We start from the raw sequence: 23352 nt of genomic DNA on the forward strand, positions 1-23352 counted from the left end.
TGGCCCATGCCTGACAATCGAGGCGATACGGTCTCATCCGACTTTGGTGATTCCGGAAGCAGTGAGGATTCATCGCCGATCGACGGTGCAGGCCACACACTGATCGTTCCCATCATCCTCAAGACCTGTGCGATTGCATTGATTGTACTGGGCTTTTCCGCTATCGCCTATCCCCTGATACTCCAACAGATATCTTCCAGGCGATTGGCTCGCAACGCCGAGGCCTCGGAAGTTTTCGCCGCGTCCCAATCGCCGCTCCATCTCAAACATGAGTTGGACATGGCGCATCGTTACAACGACGACCTTGCCAAGACCGGTCAGCCATTTCTGGGGAAATCCCTTCAGACACTTCACATTCGACGCCCCGGACATCTCCGGACGCCGACAATGTCAAGCGCTATCAATCCCTTCTCGACGAAGGTGAAGGCATCATGGCGACGATCACCATACCGAAAATCTCAGTCAAACTTCCCGTCTATCACGGCACTGACGACAGAATCCTCGCAAACGGATCCGGACATCTCTACGGCAGTTCACTTCCCGTAGGAGGCGCCTCCACACACGCCGTGATAGCTGCGCACACCGGCATGGCCGACTCATTGATGTTCACCAGGCTTGATGAGTTGCGCATCGGAGACGGGTTCTCCATCAAATCGATGGGTAGGACATTGTCATATCGGGTCGACCGAATCAACGTCATTCTGCCTGATGATGACAGCAAACTCAGAATCGAACCCGGCCAGGACAGAGTCACACTCATGACCTGCACCCCTTACGGCGTCAACGATCATCGGCTTTTGGTCTCCGCAACCCGCACTACTACACCCGTCAACAATACCGGCAATAACACGAAAAAATCCGCATAGGGGAAACATCCATCGCCTTTGTCGCCGTGATGAGCTGTATGACAATAAAATATGTGCAGAAAAGAAACAAACCGACCCTCGCGAGACATCACCAACACCCAAGCAATCATTGACTGTAGGCATGGATTTTCTCATTCCGGTTTTCGACATAGGCACAATATATAGACATGCAATACGGACCGATGCGGGACAAGACCGGCATTCAGACCTCACGCGCCAACGCAAGGAGATTGCCCATTCACATTCGTCTCACACCGGCTTCAAGGTTGCGAAGAGTCTGCGCCGCCGTTTCGTGCCGATGCCGGCATTCCTCCAAGACCCCGATGCAACGCTGTCTGGTCCAGCGCCCCGGCTCTGAAATATCCAAGGAAAAAAGTCCTGGGGCGCAGGCCTCCATCGGGGTTCCTTCCATATCGGTGCAGGGCGATGGGGAATCGACCGGATTCCCTGGTTGCTGCTCAATGTGCGTCTTCACGCTTTGAGGGAGGCCAGCTATGTCACCATTATTGTCCACGTCGCTTCCGCCATCCCGTACGGTGAGATGCGACCAAGAGGCGGCAACCACATCTTGCGGGAAGCAGCTGATGATTGCAGAGCGCAGCCAGGCTCGGGTGTCTTCCGGAGGCTTCGACATCGCATACTGAACCTGAATGTCGGCCTGACTCTGGCTTTCATTCGGGCTTAGAGCCACACATTCGGTCTGCGGCTGCAAACGCGAGAAGACCGAATACGACGGGTCCAGCGCGGCCCAACTCAGGTCGAGGGCCGCCAGCTTCGTATTGGACCAGCCGATACCTGCCTTGCGCCGCAAACGCTCCAACAATTGCCATTTGAGCAGCCATTCCAGACGCGAGCCTTCATCGCTCATCTTTAGACGTTCGTCATCGCTGGCATGGCGCACAGCGGCCACATCCATCAATGCCTGCCGCCACATCGTCATAATCCGTTTCGTCGGTTCGTCCGGCCATAGCGGCTCTCCCCTGGTGTCGCTACCGTACGTTGCCGCGCCCTGGGCACAAACAGCTGAAAAAAGACGTATCTGAATCTGCCAGGCAGTGGCACTGCCGCCCTGTTCAAGCGGCAGTGGGACAGAAAGCGTCAAATCATGTGAGACGGCGTGCATCGCTTCCACCGGATCGACCAATTGAAGTTCGGCCAGTAGATCATCAAGGTCGAGCGCCGAATGTTCGCCATCGGCCTGTTCAAGCAGCCACAGCAGCATGCTCGTCGTGCCGAGCTTCAGCACTTGTGGCATGTCCATGCGGTTGGCGTCGCCGACGATGACGTGCAGGCGACGGTAATCGCCGGTGACATGGGACTCGTCGCGGGCGTTGACAATCGGACGGTCGAAGGTGGTCTGCAAGCCGATAATGGAATGAACGTAATCGGCACGCTGGCTCAACTGATAGCCGGCTTCCTCGCTTTTCTCGCCGATGCCGACGCGGCCGGAGCCGGTGTAGATCTGCCGTGAGATGAAATGGAGGACCATCAAGGCCGCGACCTTGCCAAACGGGACGCAACGCAGCATCATATAGTTCTCGTGCGTACCCCAGCTGGCACCTTTACCGTCAACGTTGTTGCGATGCAGAACGATATGGGAACCGTTGCGCTCATTGACTTTCTGCGTCGCCTGGAACATGATCAGGTCACCGGCGTGGTCGTAGCACACCGCTTCGAAGGGATCCATGGTTTCCGGAGCCGAATATTCCGGATGGGCGTGATCGACATAGACACGGCCGCCGTTGGGCGCGATGACATTGACAATCTGCCGTTGTGGCTCGTCGGTGAGCATGTCGGGGCGTGCGGCGGCACGAGGCAGACGGGTGCCACGGGCGTCGTTCAACGGGTCTTCCTGCCGGTAATCCCAGCGGATATGCTGTGTCTGCGGATTCGCAGCACCGCTGACCACGTCGAACGAAAGCCGGACCGGATTGGCGTGGTCGCTTCCCATATCCGAAACGGCATATTCCGTCTCGGTTCCCATCATTCTGCGTACGCTCATTGGTTTGTCATCCCCCTGGTTTCAAGAATCACTGCGCAGGCCGAATACGCACCGCATGGCCACCGGCGATGCCGTTGATCTTGGACCATTGCACCGGATCAGAGTCCATCACCGAATCACCGGTCTCATCGAATTCGTCATCGACCGCGCGAAGCACTGCATCAGCGCCGATTTCCATCGGACGGCCCAGCGTGATCGAATCCTTGACAGCATGTGTCTTGACGCGGTCGACGATGTTTTTGAGGCTCGCCCCGCTCATCACATCGGCCAAAGTCACCCGTGTCCAGCGTCCCTGATCGTCGCACACGTCGCAGATATGGCGTCGCGGACCGTCATCATAGGCACTGTCCACCAAGACCTTGTTCAATGTTTCCGCACTCTGACCGGCCTCGTATGGCAGGTTATCGGTAAGATAATGCGATACGATCTGTGTCGCCGCCGACTTGTCCGGGCGCTCGATGCGAATCTTGACGTCAAGACGCCCGGGACGCAGCACGGCGGGATCGATCATATCGACGCGGTTCGAGGCGCCGATGACCATGACGTTGTCGAGGCTTTCCACACCGTCAAGCTCGGCCAGGAACTGCGGGACGATGGTGGTCTCCACATCGCTGGAAACACCCGAGCCGCGAGTGCGCAGCAGCGAATCCATCTCATCGATGAAGACGATGACCGGTTTGCCTTCGGCCGCACGCGTGCGCGCCCTCTTGAAGATCAGACGAATGAGGCGCTCCGACTCCCCCACGTACTTGTTCAGCAGTTCCGGCCCCTTGACTGAAAGGAACACGCCGCGGCTGGCGTCTCCACCGGACAGGGCATTGGCCACGGCCTTGGCAATCAACGTCTTGCCATTGCCGGGAGGGCCGTAAAGCAGCACGCCCTTGGGCGCCCGCAGATCATAGCGTTCGAAAAGCTTGCGGTGCAGGAACGGCAGTTCGACGGCATCTTTGATACGCTCGATCTGCGAATCAAGCCCGCCGATGTCGTCGAAGGTGGCGTCGGGGATCGCTTCGAGCACCAGATCGTTGGTGTTCTGTGCGGGCAGGACCTCCAGCGCCATCCGCGCCATGCCATCGACCAGCAGATGGGTCGATGGTTCGATGGACACATCCGCGAGCGCACTCGCCCGCTCGATCAGCGTTGCATTGCCTGATTCGTCGGTGACCATCAGCCGTCCGTCATCCAACACCTGACGAACCGTGCGCACAGATCCGGAAATCTCAAGTCCACGCTGTTCGACCAGGACCATGTTTTCGTTCAAGAGCACGGTTCGGCCGCCCACCAATCGCGAGGCGGACACGTTGGAGGCCACCGGCACGATAAGCCTGCGGTTGCCCGATAATACTTCGGCCTTGGCGTGTTGAACGCCTTGCTCGTCGGTGCTGCACGAATCCACCCGCACCATCGTGGCGAAGTTCAGTGGAGGCATGGCCATCATCCCGATCTGGGATTTCGCCTTCTGCAGCTCCTTGCCGGCTCGAGTCAAGGCGACAGCCAAGGCATGGTTTTTCGCCCTCAGGTTGTCATTCTCGCGGGCAAGCTCGTCGTTGGAATCAGAAATCCCGCTGTTATGAGTCTCCGGGTTCTGTTTCTCTCCGCCGCCTGCCGGCATTCCATCTACAGAACGATTTTTATCAGGTGTCAACCCGTTGCCTTGCTCACCGTCACTCATTGCAAATCCACTTCTTTGATGAAAACCGTGTCGGATCAATCCACATCCAGCGGAATATGATGGGTCGGCGCGGGGTAACGCTTGTCGAGTTCTGCCAGGTCCTCTTGGGTCAGCTCAATGTCGGCTGCGGCGATATTGGCCCGCATATGCTCAGGGTTCGAGGTCTGCGGAATGGCCAGAGTATTGCCGTCACGGACGGTCCATGCAATCAGCAGTTCGTATGTAGAGACACCATGCCTTGCGGCCACCTTACAAACCGCGGGATCGGTGAGCATGCTGGTATGCAGGTTGTTGGAAAGACCTCCGACTGGGCTGTAGGCGATCAACGGGATATGACGTTCACGTTGCCACGGCAGCAGGTCGTATTCGATTCCGCGTGATTCGATATTGTACAGGTCCTCGTTGGCCGCGACGTTGCCGCCGGCCGGCAGCGCCATCAGTTCCTGCATATCCGGGATGTCGAAATTCGAGACGCCCCAGGCGCGAATCTTGCCGGTCTCACGTAGCCGATCAAGTTCGGCAACCGTCTCTCTGAGCGGAATCGAGCCGCCACGCCAATGATAGAGATACAGGTCCAAATGGTCGGTGCGCAGGCGTTTCAGGCTGGCGTCAAGATGTTGTTCCATCGCCGCCTTGGAGGCATTGTCCGGCTTCACTTTCGAGATAAGGAAAATATCGTCGCGATTGAACGGCTGCAACGCCTCACCCACCAGCGTTTCGGATTTACCGGTTCCGTACACTTCTGCGGTGTCGACTGCCCTTGCTCCAGCCTCGATACCTGCACGTATGGCGGCGATCTCCTCGTCATGGCGTTCCGGCTCGTTGCCCATATGCCATGTACCGATGCCGACCGCCGGGACTTCCTGCCCTGCAATATTCAGCTTCCTCATAACAATGCCTCCCTTGTGCATTTCACACCTAAAGTGCGTCACTTTGACTTTACCCTGCCAGTCTAGCGGTATTAAGTAAACTGCATCCAGCCCTTAGCTTCAGTCGACGTACGCATCCGCGGACAGACGTGCGCCGCGGGCCCAATCAGCAGCTCGCATGGCCTTCTTGCCCTGAGCCTTGACTTCTTCAAGCTCGAGCGGGTCGGTTGCGGTGCCAATCCAGACGTGCTTTTTGCTGGTTGACAACATACCCGGCTTCAGGTCGGTGGGAACCTGTGGATCGTTGCCATCGGCTGGACGCGCCTTCAAGACATGGAAGGGTTCGGTGTCGCCCATATCACGTTCAGCGTCAGGAGAAACCTTAGTCTTGTCTCTCTGATCAGATCCATTGGCACTATCATCCCCACCCTGCGGATGCAACATGCACCAAGCCCCGGGCTCGGGAGTGCAGGCGCGAATCTGTCGGTCGGTGGCGAAAACAGGAACATCGAAGCGAATACGTGCATCCTCATGGCTGATCTTCTTGGCCACTTCATAGGCACCCTGTGGCTGCTCCTGAAGAACGATCCGTCCTTCGGCCATGGCAGTCAACGCGGAAGCCAACAGATGCGAACCATCTTCTGCGAGGCGGGCAAGTATATCGCCGGAAGTGTCGTGCGCACCGATCTCACAGGTCGACTGTGCCAGGATCGGGCCGGTATCCATGCCCTTGGTGAGCCTGAAAACAGTGGCACCGGTGACGGTATCGCCACTCCAGACGGAACGCTGCACCGGTGCCGCACCACGCCATTGCGGCAGCAACGAGAAATGCAGGTTGTACCAACCCATCGGCAGTGCGCCCAGCACGTCTTCCTTGAGGATTTTGCCGTAAGCGACCACCGCCCCGGCTTCGGCACCGGTGGCTTTGAGCTCGGCGACGAAGGTCGGCTCCTTCGGGTCACATTCCAAAACGGGGATATCGAGATCCAGCGCCGCTTGCTTGACTGGGCTCGGTGTGAGCTTCCGCCCACGGCCTTGAGGCGCATCCGGCCTGGTGAGCACGGCGACCACCTCGAAATGCTCGTGGTCTCCCGCCAATCGACGCAACGCGGGAACCGCGACTTCCGGCGTTCCGGCAAACAATACTTGCAACATGGAGGTTCCTTTCAGTGCTGGATTCCGGGGATATCAATACCGGATTGTCTGAGTATTTCCCTCAACTTGTATGAATCGTTGAATCGTATGCCTCGAATCCCGGCAGCGTTGGCGCCTACGATGTTCATAGCCTTGTCGTCGATGAACACAGCGCTATCGGCGCAAATGCCGAAGCGTTCCAGCGCGAATTCGAAGATATCACGGTGTGGCTTGCGCAGCTTGACATAGCCGGATACCACGGCATCGTCCAGGTCGCTTAGGATCGGATAGATCTTTTCGGCCGGCGGGAACAGCTCGGTCGCCCAATTCGACAGACCCCACACGCCGATGCCGGCAGCCTTCAAGTCATTGACCAGAACCCGCATGCCCTCGACCGGACCGACCAGCGAGTCCTCGAAGTTCTTGAAATAATAATCAAGCATCCCCGCCCAAGGCTCGCCGTATTGCTTACGTACCGAAGCCACGGCCTCCACAGCGGTTCCCCCGACATCCATGGCGTCGCTGGCATCGTAGAAGCCGGAAACGTCGTTGTCGAGGAATTTGTCGGTCAGCTCTTGCGAATACCGGGGCAGCATGACGGCCTGCGGATCCCATTCGACGAGCACGTTGCCGAAATCGAAGATCACGTTCTCGATCGGCTTGCCGGCGGCACCTTGCGCCGCATCCTCCGACTTGATCACGTTGTAGTCCATTTCCGGTTCACCCGGCCAGCCTTTCATGGCTCCTCCTTGCAAGAAAACACTTATCTTCGTCGCTGTTTCCATGGTTTCATGGCACAACGACGAAACCCACAGATGCAGTTGCCGACGGCTAAATAAGATCCTTGGGGTCAAGCTGGAACCGCAACTCGCCGGGAGTACGTGTGGCCACATGCCGGGCCACCTCGGTATGCAGGCGTTTGGCCAACTCTGCACGCAACGGTTGTGGGACGCGCACCACGGCTTTGACGCGATCCTGCGTCGCTTCCAGTTCTCGGGCATCCACCGTTTTCGGCTGGGCGATGGGGACAGGGCCGAGAACCGACGGAAGGTCTCCGATCTCGCAGCTTACCTGGCTCCAGTCTCCGGTCAACACGCCAATGTTATGCAGCGTTTCCATCACCGCTTTTCTGCGCCCCCATACGCAGGCCACGGCGAAGATCGGCGAAAGCCCGGTTTCGGCACGTTCGTCGAGCTCTCTGGCGGCGAGAATACGGGAATCCCACTGCGTCAGCGAATAAGCGATCACCGGATCGGTCTCACCGATCAGCAGGACCTGCCCTCCCTTTTTGCCGCAGGCGCACATCGAAGCGGCCCGCATCCAAGCGGTCAGCGCATCGATTCTGGCATCTACTCCCGGAGCATAGAGGCTTGTCCACGCGTCGAGAATGGCCACCGCCTGGTAATGACCGATACCGCCGTCCTCGGTTTTTACTCTCGGCTCCGCTCCCGGAGTCGCGATGACGATCAGCGGTCGCTCCGGCACCCAGCCGACAATGCCGTTGGATTGGCTTGGGCTGGAAAGCACCATGGGGATATCACGGAACAGATGCTGCAACTGTGCGGCCGTGCCCGCAGCACCCACACGCACCACATTCATGCGTTTGCCATGGCAATGCGGGCAAGTCCAATCACTGGCCGGAGCCCCGCACCAGCGGCAGCGCGGCGCTCCCCACGAACCTGTTGCAGCGGGCCGGTGCAACGAGGGCAACGGGCCTGACGATGGCAACGAGCGCAACTCAATACTTCGGCGATGCCATCGTGTGGAATGGAAAAGAGGATCGGTCCGTTCTCCAAGGCCTGCGAGAGGGCCCGGACGGCGGTGTGCGGCACGCGGGAGCCGATGGACGGGTCGGCCAAGCGCGCCAGTTCGTCGCGATTGAGCCAACGAACCCACGGCGACACGTCCTCGACCACTGCCGGCAACGGATGAACTGGGGTGCTGAAACCGCTGACCGGCGTTTCGCAGACCTTGACATGACAGGTCGGTTCGATGGAAAATATCGCCTCGTCAGCCTGCGTCTCTTGCAGCCTCGCCGATTCTTCAGGTTCTTGATGTCCCGGGTTTTCGTTGGCATGCAACGGATAAGTTTCACCGGTTTCCAATATCAGTTCCAAAGGATTTTTATTATTAGACAATACCGAATGGTCAACAAGATCAGTATCTTCAACATTGTCCTTTTGGGCAACTGCGATTTTGGTTTCCAAAGCATTACCATCAACCGTGGCGCTTTTCCCAGAATTCCCGCTGACTTCCCATTCGCTGGTGGCGCTGCGGGCGTTGGCCATGGCGACGAACGCACCGCCATGGAGCTTGGCACGCAGGCGCAGGACCCCGCGAGCAGCGGCGTATGGCATCATGCCGTCAGCATTCTGATACGCCGCGTCCTCGAGAACGGCAAAGAGTCCAGGCCCTTCCACGGGCGCATACATCGCGGCTCTGGTACCGATGACGCAACGAACCTGCCCGCTTGCTGCCGCTAGATATGACCGGTAACGCTCGGAGGGAGCCATGGCCGCTGCCAGCAACGCGAAATCACCGTCAAAGCCACCGTTGGTGGCTTTGGTCTGTTGGAACGGCTCCAACCCGAACTTACGCAACGCGGCGGCTATATCGTTGACTTCGCGCATGGTCGGCAGCACCAGAACGGCCGTCCGTCCTGACTTGAGCGACTGACAGGCCATATAGGCAAGGTCATCGGCCCATCGGTTGGCTCCCGGCAGCGCATCAACGACGAATGAGGCGAATCCGCCACCGCTTAACGCATCCTGCAACGCTACGGCCTGGTCGTAACTTGCCCGCAACCGTTGCGAACCCCGTTCAAGCCGGTCTTCGTCAAGCTTGACCCGGCCACGACTGCCGGCCCACGTCCCCGACACCGCCAGATGCTGTTCCTTGTCGACTTTGGCCACACGGGGAGGCACAGCCAGACGCAGGATATTGGCAGGCGTACCGCCGTATGCCTCGGCGATGACGGTGATGTCGCGGCGCATCGAAGCCGAGACCAGGATTTCCGGTGTCACAACCCGTTCGATGTAGCGCAGCGCAGAAGCCGTCGTATGGCTTTCCCCAACGCGATTCCAGATGATGCCGTTGACGCGCCTGCCGCCGAAGCGCACCCGAATCATCACGCCCGGCTGTGCCGATTGAGAGAACTTCTCGTCTATCAGATAGTCGAAGGTCTGCCCCAAATGAGTCGCCTGCACGTCCAAGACGACCTGCGCAATCGGATTGTCCTTGGCCGGGGTATGGGTGACCGTCTTACGACGCTTGCGCGGGGCCAGCCCCGCGAGCGCCGGTTGCTGTGCCTGCGGTTCACTCATATTTCCATGATAACGTGGCTCGCAAATTTTCGACACCTTGAAATTTTGAAAGCCTCCCTAGAATACAAAAACGCCACGGCGCAAACCGTGGCGTTTTTATTCCGTATCAGATTCAGATCTCAGTCGGCTTGACCGTCGAATTCTCGACCCACCACGGACGCAGCGGGTAGGTATCGGTCATCGTCTTATCGTCCGGACGCACGCAAAGGAACTGATGGATCTGGATGTTGTTGAGTTCGAAGTTCAGCACGCAGCCGGCCATGTACAGGCCCCACAGGCGTGCCTTGGGCTCGCCCATCAGTTCGACGGCGCGGTCCCAACCGGCCACCAGGTTCTGGTTCCAATGGCGCAGGGTCAGCGCATAGTGCTGACGCAGGTTCTCCTGGTTGACGACCTCAAAGCCGGTGTCCTGGATGACGGTCTCGATCTCGCCGGGGGAAGCCAGCTGACCGTCGGGGAAGATATACCGGTCGATGAACTCGCCGGCCGACTTGCCGGTCATGGAGTTGACGCGGGTGATCTGGTGGTTCAACAGGCGGCCGTTGGGCTTGAGCTTGTCGAAAATCTCCTTGAAATAGGAGGGATAGTGCTTGAAACCGACGTGTTCCATCATGCCGATCGAGCAGATGCCGTCGAAATCGCCTTCGGGCACGTCGCGGTAATCCATCTGACGCACCTCGGCGAGGTCTTCAAGACCTTCGCGCTTGATCCATTCCTGCGCCCACTTGACCTGTTCTCCGGCCAAAGTGACGCCCAGAACCTTGATGCCGCGTTGTGCGGCGCGGACTTCCATGGACCCCCAACCACAGCCGATGTCGAGCAGACGATCGCCGGGCTTGAGGTTGAGCTTGTCGAGCACGAGATCGAGCTTGCGCCATTCGGCGTCCTCAAGCGAATCCTCCGGGGTGTTGAACACGCCGCAGGTGTAGGTCATCGATGAGCCGAGGAAGAGACGGTAGAACTCGTTGGACTGGTCGTAGTGATAGCTCACGGTTGCGGAATCGCCGGCCTTGGAGTGCGGCAGCAGGCCTTCGGTGCGACGCTTCCAGCGGCTTGGCCCTTCTATCGACGGGGCTTCGGGATGACGGATGCCATGCGAGTATACGGCGGCGACGATACGAGCAAGGTCGGCGGGGCTCGGCTTCTTCATGTCCGATTTCAGCGCCATAAGCTCCTTGAACACTTCGTAAGGATTGCCCGGAATGAGTTCCGGAGACGAGATGTCGCCCTGCAGATAGGCACGTGCAAGGCCGAGATCGTTGGGATGGTCGACGATATAATACACAGCGCGCGAATTGTTCACCGTGATATGCAACGGTGCATCCTGCGGTCCGAATGATGAACCGTCAAATGCGGTGATGTTAATTTTCCCATTGTCCTCAAGGAACATTGAGACCATTTCGGCTACGGTCATAGCGGCCATGCGCAACCTCCAAAATATGTGCATTTCAATGCATTTTCAACATATAAAATCAAATTTACCCTATTGCTCAGTTACGACACCGTCGTAATTTTGCTAATTGTGAAATTCTTAACGATTTGCCGCTGTGCCGCCAAATGCAAGAAGCCGTATCCCCGGAACGTTCTTCGGATACGGCTTTTTGCGACATCGGTTCGATACTCAGCCCTCGGCGACGGCCGCCTTGAGTTCATCGACCTTGTCGGTGGCTTCCCAGGTAAAGTCAGGGTCGGTGCGGCCGAAGTGGCCGTAAGCCGCCGTCTTCAGATAAATCGGGCGGAGCAGATTGAGCTCATCGATGATCGCGGCAGGACGCAGGTCGAAGACCTTGCGCACCGCGGCCTGAATCTGTTCGCGGGTCACGCCGCCGATTTCGGTGCCGAAGGTGTTGACGTTGACGCTCACCGGGTCGGCGACGCCGATGGCATAGGCCACCTGCACCTCGACCTTGTGCGCGAGTCCCGCGGCGACGATGTTCTTGGCCACCCAACGCGTGGCGTAGGCCGCAGAACGGTCGACCTTGCTCGGATCCTTGCCCGAGAACGCGCCGCCACCGTGGTGGGCCGCACCGCCGTAGGTGTCGACGATGATCTTGCGGCCGGTAAGTCCGGCATCGGCCGCCGGTCCGCCGAGAACGAAGGAACCGGTTGGGTTGACGAGAATGCGATAGTCGTCATGCTTGATCTTGTCGCCGCATACCTCGGCAAGCACCGGTTCGATGACATGCTCGCGCAATTGTGGCAGCAGCCAATCGTGGTCCACTTCCGGATCGTGCTGCGTGGAAACGAGCACGGTATCAACGCGGACAGGACGGTCGTTATCGTCGTACTCGATGGTGACCTGGGTCTTGCCATCGGGGCGAAGATGAGGGACGATGCCTTCCTTGCGGACCTGGGCCAGACGATAGGCAAGACGATGGGAAAGGTAGATCGGCAACGGCATGAGCACGTCGGTTTCATCGGTTGCGTAGCCGAACATGATGCCCTGGTCGCCGGCGCCTTGCGCTTCATAGCGCTCTTCGCGCGAAACCTCGGTCTCCTGCTCGGGGTTGAGACGAGCAACACCTTGGTTGATTTCGGCGCTCTGCTCGGTCAGCGAAACCAGTACGCCGCACGAATCGGCGTCAAGACCGACCTCGGAGGAGGTGTAGCCGATATTCTTGACAACCTTGCGCACGATGCGCTGGATGTCGGAATAGCCGGAGCTGGTCACCTCGCCGAAGATGAGGAACTGCCCGATGGCGGCCGACGTTTCGACGGCCACATGGGAATGGGGGTCCTGACGGAGCATATCGTCGAGGATCGCGTCCGAAATCTGATCGCAGACCTTATCGGGATGCCCTTCGGTAACCGATTCCGCTGAAATCAGGCGACGCTCTTTTGCCACTTCTGTAGACACAGTGAACTTCTTTCTTCCATGCCAGAGCCGCAAAACGGCTGACGTGTATACATACGGAAGGCAACACTACCCTTACGTCCCTATTTCAACGCACCGATTGATACCCGGAGCATAGAAAACAAAAAGCCCGACTCCATATACGGAATCGGGCTCCAGACAGCGAAAGAACGAAACTAGTCGATGCTGCCTTCGCTCAGGTCATCCTCACCGAGGGTCTCTTCCAGCAGGCCTTCGTTGATTTCACGGAAGGCGATGGAAAGCGGCTTCTCGTTATTCTGGTACTCCACCAGCGGACCGACGTTCTGCAGAAGGCCCTCGTTGAGCTGGGTGAAGTAGGAGTTGATCTGACGGGCGCGCTTCGCCGCGAAAATCGATAGCGAATACTTGTTGTGTTCGCTCTTCTCCATCAACTGGTCGATCGTCGGATCGGCAAGACCGCTCGGTGTAGGCTCGGTGCCAAATGCCATATTATTTGCTCCCTAAAGAAGAATAAAGCTACTCAAATAATATAGTATACGCCAACACGGCGATTTCGTCGGCTGCTCATTTCATATAACGCGCACTTTTCTCAAAAACGTTCATTATGCGACCAAAACACGACAAACAGAACAACAGCCCACGTATAAATAAGACCATGCAAATGCGCTCACATAATATCATGACCGGCCGCATGTTCGCCGGTGCCCGAGCACTCTATCGCGCCGCAGGTGTGGCCGGAGACGACTTGGGCAAGAAACCCATCGTCGCCATCGCCAACTCGTTCTCCGAGTTCGTTCCCGGCCACGTCCATCTCAACAAGGTCGGACGCCTCGTCTCCAAGGCCGTACGCGAAGCCGGCGGCATCCCCCGCGAGTTCAACACCATCGCCGTCGACGACGGCATCGCCATGGGCCACACCGGCATGCTCTACTCGTTGCCGAGCCGCGATATCATCGCCGACGCCATCGAGTATTCCGTCAACGCGCACTGCGCCGACGCCCTGATCTGCATCTCCAACTGCGACAAGATCACCCCCGGCATGCTTATGGCCGCGCTGAGGCTCAACATCCCTACCATCTTCGTTTCTGGCGGTCCGATGGAAGCCGGCGAAACCACACTGTCCAACGGCAAGAGCGAGACCACCGATCTGATCGACGTGATGTACGCCTCCGCCGACGACAACGTTTCCGACGAAGACCTGTTGGCCTACGAGAAGACCGTCTGCCCCACCTGCGGATCCTGCGCCGGCATGTTCACCGCCAATTCGATGAACTGCCTGACCGAGGCGCTTGGCCTGGCCCTGCCCGGCAACGGCACCACGCTCGCCTCGCACGGCTACCGCAAGCAACTCTTCGAGCGCGCGGGCAAGATGATCGTCGAGCTGGCGAACCGCTACTACAACGAGGACGATGAAAGCGTGCTGCCACGTGCCATCGCCACCAAGCACGCTTTTGAGAACGCCATGACCATGGACGTGGCCATGGGCGGTTCGACCAACACCGTGCTGCACATCCTCGCCGCCGCGCAGAGCGCCGACGTCGATTTCACGCTCGACGACATCGAACGCATCAGCCACACCGTGCCCTGCATCTGCAAGGCCAGCCCCTCCGGCGACTGGGAGATCTCCGACGTGCATCGTGCCGGCGGCATCTGCGGCATCCTCGGCGAGCTCGACCGTGCTGGCAAGCTCAACCAGGACGTGCATTCGGTCGATTATCCGACGCTTCAGGCCAAGCTCAACGATTGGGACATCATGCGCGACACGTGCACGGATGAGGCCAAAGAGCTCTACCGCGCAGCCCCGGGCCACATCAAGTCCCCTGAACCGTTCACCCACGAGACGCTCTCCGACTCCTTGGATACCGACCGCGTCAACGGCGCCATCCACGACATCAATCATCCGGCCGTGAAGGAAGGCGGCCTCGCCATTCTGCGCGGCAACCTCGCCCCTGACGGCTGCGTGGTCAAAACCGCAGGCGTGCCGGAGAACATCTGGAAGTTCCGCGGACCAGCCCACATCGTCGAATCGCAGGAGCAGGCCGTCGAGGTCATCCTGGGCGACAAGCTCAAAAAGGGAGAGGCACTGGTCATCCGCTACGAAGGCCCCAAGGGAGGCCCGGGCATGCAGGAAATGCTCTACCCCACCTCGTTCGTCAAGGGCAAGGGCATCGGCAAGGACGTCGCACTGATCACCGACGGCCGCTATTCCGGCGGTTCGTCAGGTCTGGCGATCGGCCACGTCGCCCCCGAGGCGGCCAACAAGGGCCCGATCGCCCTGATCAAGGATGGCGACATGATCGACATCGACATCCCCAACCGCACCATCAACGTGGAACTCACCGACGAGCAGTTCGATGAACGTCGCAAGGAGCTCGAGGCTTCAGACGGCTACGTCGCCCACCGTGACCGCAAGGTTTCGCTGGCGCTCAAGGCCTACGCCGCCTTCGCACGCTCCGCCGACAAGGGCGCGACGAGAGACCCCGAACTTATCAACAAACTCAGCGGCCTCAAGTAGCCTTCACGGCCTAACAGCCGCTACCTCGCTTATGGGGAGTCCTCCACGGGACTCCCCGCTTCACGGCTCAGCCCAAGATCCTGAATTAATTAACAAGCTCAGCGGTTTTACATGATGTGCTAACGTTTTAGCAAACGATTACGAAGTGATTCTGCATACGATTTCACCAGACATCGCAATCAGTGGCAAACTTCAATAATCAGCGACTATCCGATAACGTACCGGCGTCGGCTAAGGCATTGAAAAAATCATCGGATATCCCAGCGAAGCGATGCGACTTTTTCAAGAAACCACATGTCGTGTGACACGACGATCAGCGCGCCGGCATAGCTCGAAAGTGCGTTGGCTAGCGCCTCCTTGGAGTGCAGGTCAAGATGGTTGGTCGGCTCATCCAGCACCATCAGCTGCGGGCCATCCAGTAGGCCGACGCATAGTAGCAGTTTCCTCAACTCGCCGGGAGACAGGACATCTCGAGTATCGACAATCTGTGTTTCTTTGCCGGATGCACTGGTTTCGTGAGCTGTGAACTTCTCGGCGATGTCCAATACCCGCTTCGGATTCGAGTTGAGTTGCGCATAGTCGCTGAGTACCTTCGAACGCTGCATTTGGGCCAGCGAAACAAATCGGGACAATACCCCGCCTTGATCGTTCACGTCAGTCTCCTGCGGTATCACCAATATCGGCAGATCCTGCTGGCTGAACACCTCCAACAGCGCATTGACCAACGTGGACTTTCCGGTTCCGTTCGAACCCGTCACTCCGATATGGTCGGTAGGACCGACACTGAGACGCGGGACACGTATGCCCCGATAATTCGAGGACAAAACGGCATTCCCATCTCGGCTATCGGCACTTTTTTCTGACGTTTTATCCGCTGGCTCGCGTCCTTCATTTTCAGATCGATATGCACCGTCGCCTGTGTCAGCATCAAAACCGAATATCGACACCTGTCGAAGCGAGAAATCGGGCGGAAGGCTCTTCTCCGACAATCCAGAACCACCGTATTCGATGACGCCGGGTCCAAACCCCACCAATTCGTCGCGATGACTTGGTCTGATGTCTGCTATCAAATCCAGCCGACCGTCATAGCGTTTCGCGCCAACCGCAATCCCCTGCTCGCGTTTACGGGCGAATTCGATTCTCGCGCCAATCTGCGCACTGGCCGCAGAGGAGGATGCGTCGCGCCCCATCATGTTTCGCATTTTCAAAGTATTGCGAGCATCATGATCTTTCGGGTCGATTTTTCTGCCGCCATGTTTTTGCGCTTCGACCTTGGCAACTTCACGGTCACGATCGTGCTTGACGGCATTGAGTCTGTTCACCTGCATCGTCGCCTCACGAAGCCTGCGCTTCTCGCTCTCGTCATCCTTCCTGAGTTGCGATTGCGAGGCGCTGAAATTACCGGGTCTCAATTTAATCTGGGTGAAATTGCGACCATTACGATGAATCCTTTCAAAATATGCGCAACGCGCGGCAACCCGATCGATGAGCTCCACATCGTGAGAGACAAGAATGCCTATTCCGGAAAAAGTATCAAGCGCCGAACAGATGGCATCGCGTGTGGGGGCATCCACATAATTCGTCGACTCATCAAGCACCAGAATGTCTGGATACACCGCGAGCGCACAGGCGATCTGAACGCGTTTCGCTTCCCCTCCCGAAAGCGTGTCGTAACGATAAGGCCAATCGTCGCCGATACCCAGCAATTTCCTTATGTGCAAGGTTTCAGCTGACCAATCGGCGGCGAAATCGTCCAGATTGTCTGGCGGCAGTTTCGCATCCTGCTGACAGAACGCAGACACCACTGTGGCCGGGGCAGGCGAAATATGGCCACTTTGCGGTCGCAAGCTCCCAATCGCGAGTCTCGCCAATGTCGTTTTGCCGATGCCGTTGTCACCCAGCAAAACTGTCCATCCGGGTGACAGGGTCAACGAGACATCCTCGATAATGGGTTCGGTGCTTTCCGGATATGAAAAAGTGATATGCGATAACGTCAAAACCTGTGGATTATTCATGGACATTGCCCCTTTTAAAGAAAATGAACTCAGCGATATTTTCTGTTCCGCAGGGAGCCTCAAAGCGAATATCGCTGCCATATGGCGCACTACCGCAACGTGACGGTTAGATTCTCTTAGATTTCTGCATCCAAATGAAAATATGAACAATGACTACAATGCGCCTCGATGCGCTTGTTCACCGCCATGTTCAGAAAAGCAATATAAAACTCCGATTTCAATCAATAATTACTGCCTATTATAACCACGATATCAATAAAGACAAGTTACAAATTGCGATATCAACTATTCGAGATCAAAAGATTTGCATAGGAGATGAATTGCATACGGCGTTTAATACCGAAATCCATTAGCCTCGTTCCATCGTTACTTTTTACTCAGCGATCCCGTATTCCTTGGCGATGACGTCCCAGAGCTCGTCGGCGGCGCGCTCGACGGTGTCGTTGACGATCTTGACGTCGAATTCCGGCTCGGCGGCCAGCTCGACCTTCGCGGTCTCCAGACGCTTTTTACGTTGTTCCTCGTTTTCGGTACCACGTCCAATCAGACGCTTTACCAGCTCGTCGTAACTCGGCGGGGCGATGAATACCGAGACGATCTCAAGATTGAGTTCGGCGGCACGCTGCTTGACGCGGCGGGCACCTTGCAGGTCGATCTCAAGAATCGTAGGAATATTTTTGGCCAAGTGATCGAGCACCGGCTGCAGAGGTGTGCCGTAATGAGCCATGCCGTGCACAACCGCGGTTTCGAGGAACCAGTTCTGTTTTTCCTTGTCCACGAATTCTGCCTCATCCATGAACCAGTAGTTCTTCCCGTTGACCTCCCCCGGCCTCGGATCGCGTGTGGTGGCGGAGACGGAAACCCAGACTTCAGGATGTTTGCTGAGTAGATTCGCCTCGACGGTTCCCTTGCCCACGGCCGTAGGCCCGGTCAGTACGATAAGCCGGCCTTTATGCGACTGTTCAATCTTTTCATTGCCATCATACTCACTCAAAATAGTGCTCCTCTCGATGGATTCCAGTCTACCCAAGCCTAGGGAATGAGCTATTGAACACGAGACCTTATAGCCAATACGAAACGTTCCGTAAAAGTCTTTAAAACTCTCACGGAACGTTATCAGCGTAGTGTTCGTGCCACAGAAACTACATCAGTTCAACAGGCCACTATTCCGTCTCGGAGGCGAAGAGCTGCTTCGCGTGCTCCTGGATACTCATCACCTGATAGTCGTCGGCCTTGACCGCCTCGATGGCGAGCAGAACCGCGGAGAATTCGGTGATGGTGGTGAACTGCGGGATATCGGCGATCACGGCGGCGGCGCGAATGGCATAGCCGTCGGAACGGGAGCTGCGGGTGCTCGGGGTGTTCAGAACCATGTTGATCTCCCGGGACTCGATCATCTCGACAGGATTCTTGTCGATGTAATCGTCGCCGTATTCAGCTTTCAGCTCCTGCCTACGTTCAGAGGTCTCGGAAATCTTGCCGACAACCTTGCACTCGATGCCGTAGCGACGCAGCACGGAAGCGGTGCCTTCGGTGGCGCAGACGGTGAAGCCGAGCTCCTGAAGTCGCGTGGCGATCAGCGGCAGCTGGCGCTTGTCGGTGTCGGAAACCGAGAGGAACACATTGCCTTGTGTCGGAAGTCCGCCGGCATAGGCGGCGAGCTGGGACTTGGCGAAGGCGTGAGGGAAGTCGCGGTCGAAGCCCATGACCTCGCCGGTCGAGTGCATCTCGGGGCCGAGCAGGGTATCGACGGATTTGCCGGCGACCGTGCGGAAACGCTTGAACGGCAAGACGGATTCCTTGACGGCGACCTGCTGACCGGGGCGGATGGTGCCGCCGTCGCCCTTAGGCAAAAGCAGCCCTCGCTTGCGTTGATCGGCCACGCTCTCCCCCACCATGATGCGGGCGGCGGCCTTGGCCAGCGCCACACCGGTGGCCTTGGAAGCGAACGGGATGGTGCGGGAGGCACGCGGGTTGGCCTCGATGACGTAGAGCGTGTTGGCCATGTAGGCGAACTGGACGTTCATCACGCCTCGTACGCCACAGCCTTCGGCAATGGCCAATGTCGCCTTGCGCAAACGCTGAATCTGATCGTCGGACAGCGTTGAAGGCGGCAGGGTGCAGGCCGCATCGCCGGAATGGACGCCGGCCTCCTCGACGTGCTCCATGATGCCGCCGATGTAGAGCTCCTTGCCGTCATAAAGCGCATCGACATCGATTTCGATGGCGTCCTGAAGGAACTTGTCGATCAGCAGCGGGGAGGGCAGACGTCCGGAAACCACGGTATCGGCCTTGGCTTCATCGAGCGCCCGGTTGACGTACTTCTCCAGCTGCTCGTCGTCGTAGACGATTTCCATGCCACGTCCACCGAGCACGTAGCTGGGGCGCACCAGCACCGGATAGCCGATGGAATGCGCGGCCTCGCGGGCCTCGTCCATGTTGAGCGCTGTGCCGTAACGCGGAGCGTTCAGGTGTTCACGACGCAGCACCTCGCCGAAGAGCTCACGGTTTTCGGCCAAGTCGATGGATTCCGGCGACGTTCCGAGAATGGGGACACCAGCGGCTTTGAGACGTGCGGCCAGCGAAAGCGGGGTCTGGCCGCCGAGCTGGACGATGACGCCCTTGATCGGGCCAAGCTTCTTCTCGGCGTCGTAGATCTCCATGACGTCTTCGAAGGTGAGCGGCTCGAAGTAGAGCCGGTCGGACATGTCGTAGTCGGTGGAGACGGTTTCGGGGTTGCAATTGACCATGATGGTGTCATAGTCGCGGCCGAGTTCCTGCACCGCATGCACGCAGGTGTAGTCGAACTCGATGCCTTGGCCGATGCGGTTGGGGCCGGATCCCAAGATGATGACGGCCTCGCGGTCGCGCGGTTTGAGTTCGGATTCGTCCGCGTAGCAGGAATAGTAATACGGAGTTACCGCGTCGAATTCGGCGGCGCAGGTGTCGACGGTCTTGTAGACCGGGCGCAGGCCGTAGCTATGGCGCAGCTCGCGAATGGTGTTCTCGCCCTCGTCGCCCAAGTGGCGCAGATGCGCGATCTGCAGGTCGGAAAGCCCGGCCAGCTTGGCCTTCTTCAGGAGCCTGGCCGACAGGATTTCAGTGAATCGCACTTCCATCGCGGTCTGATTGATCAGCTCGAATTGACGCAGGAACCACGGGTCGATCTTGGTGGCGTCGTAGAGCTGTTCAAGCGTGGCCCCGCCCCAGAGCGCGCGTTGCACCTGCAGGTAGCGGTTCTCGGTAGGCGTACGCATATCCTGCAACAGCTGGTCGACCTCGGCCTGATCCGGCTTGGTTCCGTCCCAGCTGAAGCCCATGTGGCGCTTGTCGATGGAACGCATGGCCTTGCCCAGCGACTCCTGGAAGTTGCCGCCCAAGGCCATGGCCTCGCCCACCGATTTCATCGAGGTGGTGAGCGTCGGGTCAGCGCCCGGGAACTTCTCGAAGGTGAAACGCGGCACCTTGGTGACCACGTAGTCGATGGTCGGCTCGAAGCAGGCCGGTGTGGATTGCGTGATGTCGTTTTGGATCTCGTCAAGCGTATAGCCCAGCGCAAGTTTCGTGGCGATCTTGGCGATCGGGAAGCCGGTGGCTTTCGAAGCCAGCGCCGAGGAACGGGAGACGCGCGGATTCATTTCGATGATGATGATGCGGCCGTTCTTGGGATTGAACGCGAACTGGATGTTGCAGCCGCCGGTGTCGACGCCGACGCCTCGGATGATGGCGATGCCGAGGTCGCGCATACGCTGGTATTCGCGGTCGGTGAGCGTGAAGGTCGGGGCGACGGTGATGGAATCGCCGGTGTGCACGCCGACAGGATCCACGTTCTCGATCGGGCAGACGACCACCACATTGTCGTTGCGGTCGCGCATCAGCTCGAGCTCGTATTCCTTCCAGCCTTCGATGCCCTCTTCGACCAGAACCTCGTTGGTCGGCGAGTCGTGGAGCCCTGCGCCGGCGATACGGTGCAGTTCCTCCTCGTTGTGGGCGATGCCGGAACCCAGGCCACCCATGGTGAAACTTGGGCGCACGACCACCGGGAAACCGAGCTTGGCCACGATGGCGTCGACTTCATCGAGCGTATGGGCGACATCGCTTTTCGCGGACTCTCCTCCGACGGAATCGACGACCTTCTTGAACTGCTCACGGTCCTCTCCGCGGTCGATGGCCTCGAGCGAAGCACCAATCAGTTCGACGTGGTATTTATCAAGTACGCCGGCCTTGCCCAGAGCCTCGGCGGCGTTCAGCGCGGTCTGCCCGCCGAGGGTGGGCAGCAGGGCGTCGGGGTGTTCACGCGCGATGATCCGCTCGAGAATCGGCACGTCGATCGGCTCGATGTACGTGGCATCGGCCATTTCCGGGTCGGTCATGATGGTGGCCGGGTTGGAGTTGACGAGGATGACGCGAATACCTTCTTCGCGCAGCACTCGGCACGCCTGGGTGCCCGAATAGTCGAATTCCGCGGCCTGACCGATGACGATCGGGCCGGACCCGATGACCATGACGGATTTGATGTCCTGACGTTTCGGCATTACTTGTTCTCCTTGTCAGCGCTGTCGGCGGATTGGCCATTGACGGTTGTGCTCGATGATGATGATGAAAAGGTCGGTGTCGTAAGCACGGACGAAACCGGCTCCCCCGCCTTGTGGGCACGCATCAGCGAGACGAATCGGTCGAAAAGATAGGCGGCGTCGTGCGGACCTGCGGCGGCCTCGGGATGGTATTGCACCGAGAAGGCCGGGATATCGACGCATTGCAGGCCTTCGACCACATCGTCGTTCAGGTCGATATGGGAGACGAACACATGGCCGTATTTGCCGTTTTCATACGGCGATTCAACGATTCTGCCGATTGGCGCGTCGACCGCGAACCCGTGGTTGTGGGCGGTGATTTCGACCTTGCCGGTGGTCATGTCCTTGACGGGCTGGTTGACGCCGTGGTGACCGAACTTGAGCTTGTAGGTATCGAAACCGAGCGCGCGTCCGAAGAGCTGGTTGCCGAAGCAGATACCGAAGAAGGGGTATCCGGCATCGAGCACCTCGCGTAGCAGATCGACTTCTGGAGCGGCCTCCTCCGGATCGCCCGGGCCGTTGGAGAAGAAGACGCCATCGGGATTCAAGGCCTTGATTTCATCAAATGTGACCGTGGAGGGCACGACGTGCACCCTGCAACCGCGTTCGGACAAGCGATGAGGCGTCATGCCTTTGATGCCCAGATCGACGGCGGCGACAGTGAACAGCGGTGCCTTGCCTTCGAACTCGCCGCTGGGCTCGACAGTGTAGGTCTCATCTGTGCTTACGCGATCGTAAAGCCTGGCACCTTGCATCTTTGGCGACGCCAAGACGTACTGCAACAAGGCATCCACGGAACGCAACGACCCCGTTGACTTGTCCGTCAAAGCATCTCCCGAGAAGATACCGGCTCGCATCACACCGCCCTCGCGCAGATGACGTACCAGTTTGCGGGTATCGATGTTGCTGATGCCGACGATGGAATCACCTTCGAGCTCGTCGTCAAGGCTGTCGTTGGCACGCCAGTTGCTAACATTCGGACTGGGTTGACGCACGACGTAGCCGGCCACCCAGACCCGCTTGGATTCCGGATCCTCATCATTGACACCGGTATCGCCGATATGTGGGAAGGTCTGCACGACTATTTGCTGGTCGTAGCTCGGGTCGGTGATCGTCTCCTGATAGCCGGTCATGGCCGTGGCGAACACGATTTCGCCGAATGTCGATCCTGATGCTCCGTAAGGCTCACCAACGTAAAGCTGGCCGTCTTCCAACAACAGCACAGCATCGTCTTTCGAATACTGTGCTGTTGTCGCTGCTTGCTGACTCACCACGAGTCCCCCTTTGCCGGGCCCGTGCGCGGACTCGGAAATAACTGGACCGGAAAAACACATTCGCGGCCCGGCCACCGTACCGCGGTCAGAACTAATCAGACAATTATTGAATTATCGTCACCATCGGGTGACAGCGATTGTCCGTCACCCGACGGTTCAGGTTTAATGGATAAATCATCAGGCGATGAAGGCGAGTCCAGTGTTTCAGGACCCGAGTCATCGGGCACAGCGGGAATCGAAACTTCGCTAGCTTCACCGGACGAGCCCCCACC

General features: G+C 58.3%; 13 protein-coding genes and 3 pseudogenes. 2 read left to right on the top strand and 14 right to left on the bottom strand.

The window, feature by feature from the left end:
• Positions 1 to 392 precede the first annotated feature (392 nt).
• Positions 393 to 806 (top strand): annotated as a pseudogene (locus OZX74_RS05525) (class C sortase); the annotation flags it as partial.
• A gap of 298 nt (positions 807 to 1104) precedes the next feature.
• Here OZX74_RS05525 and dop read toward each other — a convergent pair.
• The 10 genes and pseudogenes from dop to rpoZ form a co-directional block, all read right to left on the bottom strand.
• Positions 1105 to 2868, bottom strand: coding sequence for a depupylase/deamidase Dop (dop, locus tag OZX74_RS05530; RefSeq protein WP_277155982.1), 1764 nt, complete (start codon positions 2866 to 2868; stop codon positions 1105 to 1107).
• A gap of 28 nt (positions 2869 to 2896) precedes the next feature.
• Positions 2897 to 4540, bottom strand: coding sequence for a proteasome ATPase (arc, locus tag OZX74_RS05535; protein WP_277155983.1), 1644 nt, complete (start codon positions 4538 to 4540; stop codon positions 2897 to 2899).
• A gap of 35 nt (positions 4541 to 4575) precedes the next feature.
• On the bottom strand, positions 4576 to 5430 hold the full coding sequence (locus OZX74_RS05540) for an aldo/keto reductase (protein WP_277155984.1): 855 nt from the start codon (positions 5428 to 5430) through the stop codon (positions 4576 to 4578).
• Positions 5431 to 5529: 99 nt separating this feature from the next.
• The gene (gene fmt / locus OZX74_RS05545; RefSeq protein ID WP_277155985.1) at positions 5530 to 6564 is read right to left on the bottom strand and encodes a methionyl-tRNA formyltransferase; all 1035 of its coding nucleotides are present in this window, start codon (positions 6562 to 6564) and stop codon (positions 5530 to 5532) included.
• An 11-nt stretch (positions 6565 to 6575) separates the two neighbouring features.
• Complete coding sequence (locus OZX74_RS05550) at positions 6576 to 7283, bottom strand: HAD family phosphatase (RefSeq protein ID WP_277155986.1); 708 nt, start codon at positions 7281 to 7283, stop codon at positions 6576 to 6578.
• Positions 7284 to 7374: 91 nt separating this feature from the next.
• Positions 7375 to 8507: pseudogene (locus OZX74_RS05555) on the bottom strand (primosomal protein N'); the annotation flags it as partial.
• Between the two features lie 279 nt (positions 8508 to 8786).
• Positions 8787 to 9866: pseudogene (locus OZX74_RS05560) on the bottom strand (primosomal protein N'); the annotation flags it as partial.
• A 112-nt stretch (positions 9867 to 9978) separates the two neighbouring features.
• Positions 9979 to 11289, bottom strand: coding sequence for a class I SAM-dependent methyltransferase (locus OZX74_RS05565; protein WP_277155987.1), 1311 nt, complete (start codon positions 11287 to 11289; stop codon positions 9979 to 9981).
• 198 nt (positions 11290 to 11487) lie between these two features.
• Complete coding sequence (gene metK, locus OZX74_RS05570) at positions 11488 to 12711, bottom strand: methionine adenosyltransferase (protein ID WP_277157431.1); 1224 nt, start codon at positions 12709 to 12711, stop codon at positions 11488 to 11490.
• A 185-nt stretch (positions 12712 to 12896) separates the two neighbouring features.
• On the bottom strand, positions 12897 to 13190 hold the full coding sequence (rpoZ, locus tag OZX74_RS05575) for a DNA-directed RNA polymerase subunit omega (RefSeq protein ID WP_277155988.1): 294 nt from the start codon (positions 13188 to 13190) through the stop codon (positions 12897 to 12899).
• Between the two features lie 167 nt (positions 13191 to 13357).
• Here rpoZ and ilvD point away from each other — a divergent pair, with 167 nt between their 5' ends.
• Positions 13358 to 15217 carry a dihydroxy-acid dehydratase gene (gene ilvD / locus OZX74_RS05580; protein ID WP_277155989.1) on the top strand — a complete coding sequence of 620 codons (1860 nt, stop codon included), beginning with the start codon at positions 13358 to 13360 and terminating at the stop codon, positions 15215 to 15217.
• A gap of 248 nt (positions 15218 to 15465) precedes the next feature.
• Here the strand turns inward: ilvD and OZX74_RS05585 are convergent, their stop codons facing one another.
• The 4 genes from OZX74_RS05585 to carA all read right to left on the bottom strand — a co-directional run bounded on the left by OZX74_RS05585 (position 15466) and on the right by carA (position 23077).
• Positions 15466 to 17232 carry an ATP-binding cassette domain-containing protein gene (locus OZX74_RS05585; protein WP_277155990.1) on the bottom strand — a complete coding sequence of 589 codons (1767 nt, stop codon included), beginning with the start codon at positions 17230 to 17232 and terminating at the stop codon, positions 15466 to 15468.
• 373 nt (positions 17233 to 17605) lie between these two features.
• Positions 17606 to 18226: a guanylate kinase gene (gene gmk, locus OZX74_RS05590; RefSeq protein WP_277155991.1), complete on the bottom strand. Its 621-nt coding sequence runs from the start codon at positions 18224 to 18226 to the stop codon at positions 17606 to 17608.
• Positions 18227 to 18395: 169 nt separating this feature from the next.
• Positions 18396 to 21767, bottom strand: a complete 3372-nt coding sequence (gene carB / locus OZX74_RS05595; RefSeq protein ID WP_277155993.1) for a carbamoyl-phosphate synthase large subunit — start codon at positions 21765 to 21767, stop codon at positions 18396 to 18398.
• On the bottom strand, positions 21767 to 23077 hold the full coding sequence (gene carA, locus OZX74_RS05600) for a glutamine-hydrolyzing carbamoyl-phosphate synthase small subunit (protein WP_277155994.1): 1311 nt from the start codon (positions 23075 to 23077) through the stop codon (positions 21767 to 21769). The genes carB and carA overlap by 1 nt, the downstream gene beginning before the upstream one ends.
• Between the last annotated feature and the right edge of the window lie 275 nt (positions 23078 to 23352).

It is taken from the genome of Bifidobacterium sp. ESL0798, assembly GCF_029395415.1.
GTDB lineage: Bacteria > Actinomycetota > Actinomycetes > Actinomycetales > Bifidobacteriaceae > Bifidobacterium.

Bases quoted from the DNA above. Each gene is read 5' to 3' on its own strand.
- OZX74_RS05540 (WP_277155984.1), bottom strand. From the start codon at position 5,430: ATGAGGAAGCTGAATATTGCAGGGCAGGAAGTCCCGGCGGTCGGCATC.
- carB (WP_277155993.1), bottom strand. From the start codon at position 21,767: ATGCCGAAACGTCAGGACATCAAATCCGTCATGGTCATCGGGTCCGGC.
- rpoZ (WP_277155988.1), bottom strand. From the start codon at position 13,190: ATGGCATTTGGCACCGAGCCTACACCGAGCGGTCTTGCCGATCCGACG.
- OZX74_RS05585 (WP_277155990.1), bottom strand. From the start codon at position 17,232: ATGAATAATCCACAGGTTTTGACGTTATCGCATATCACTTTTTCATAT.
- arc (WP_277155983.1), bottom strand. From the start codon at position 4,540: ATGAGTGACGGTGAGCAAGGCAACGGGTTGACACCTGATAAAAATCGT.
- OZX74_RS05550 (WP_277155986.1), bottom strand. From the start codon at position 7,283: ATGAAAGGCTGGCCGGGTGAACCGGAAATGGACTACAACGTGATCAAG.
- ilvD (WP_277155989.1), top strand. From the start codon at position 13,358: ATGCAAATGCGCTCACATAATATCATGACCGGCCGCATGTTCGCCGGT.
- OZX74_RS05565 (WP_277155987.1), bottom strand. From the start codon at position 11,289: ATGGCCGCTATGACCGTAGCCGAAATGGTCTCAATGTTCCTTGAGGAC.
- fmt (WP_277155985.1), bottom strand. From the start codon at position 6,564: ATGTTGCAAGTATTGTTTGCCGGAACGCCGGAAGTCGCGGTTCCCGCG.
- dop (WP_277155982.1), bottom strand. From the start codon at position 2,868: ATGAGCGTACGCAGAATGATGGGAACCGAGACGGAATATGCCGTTTCG.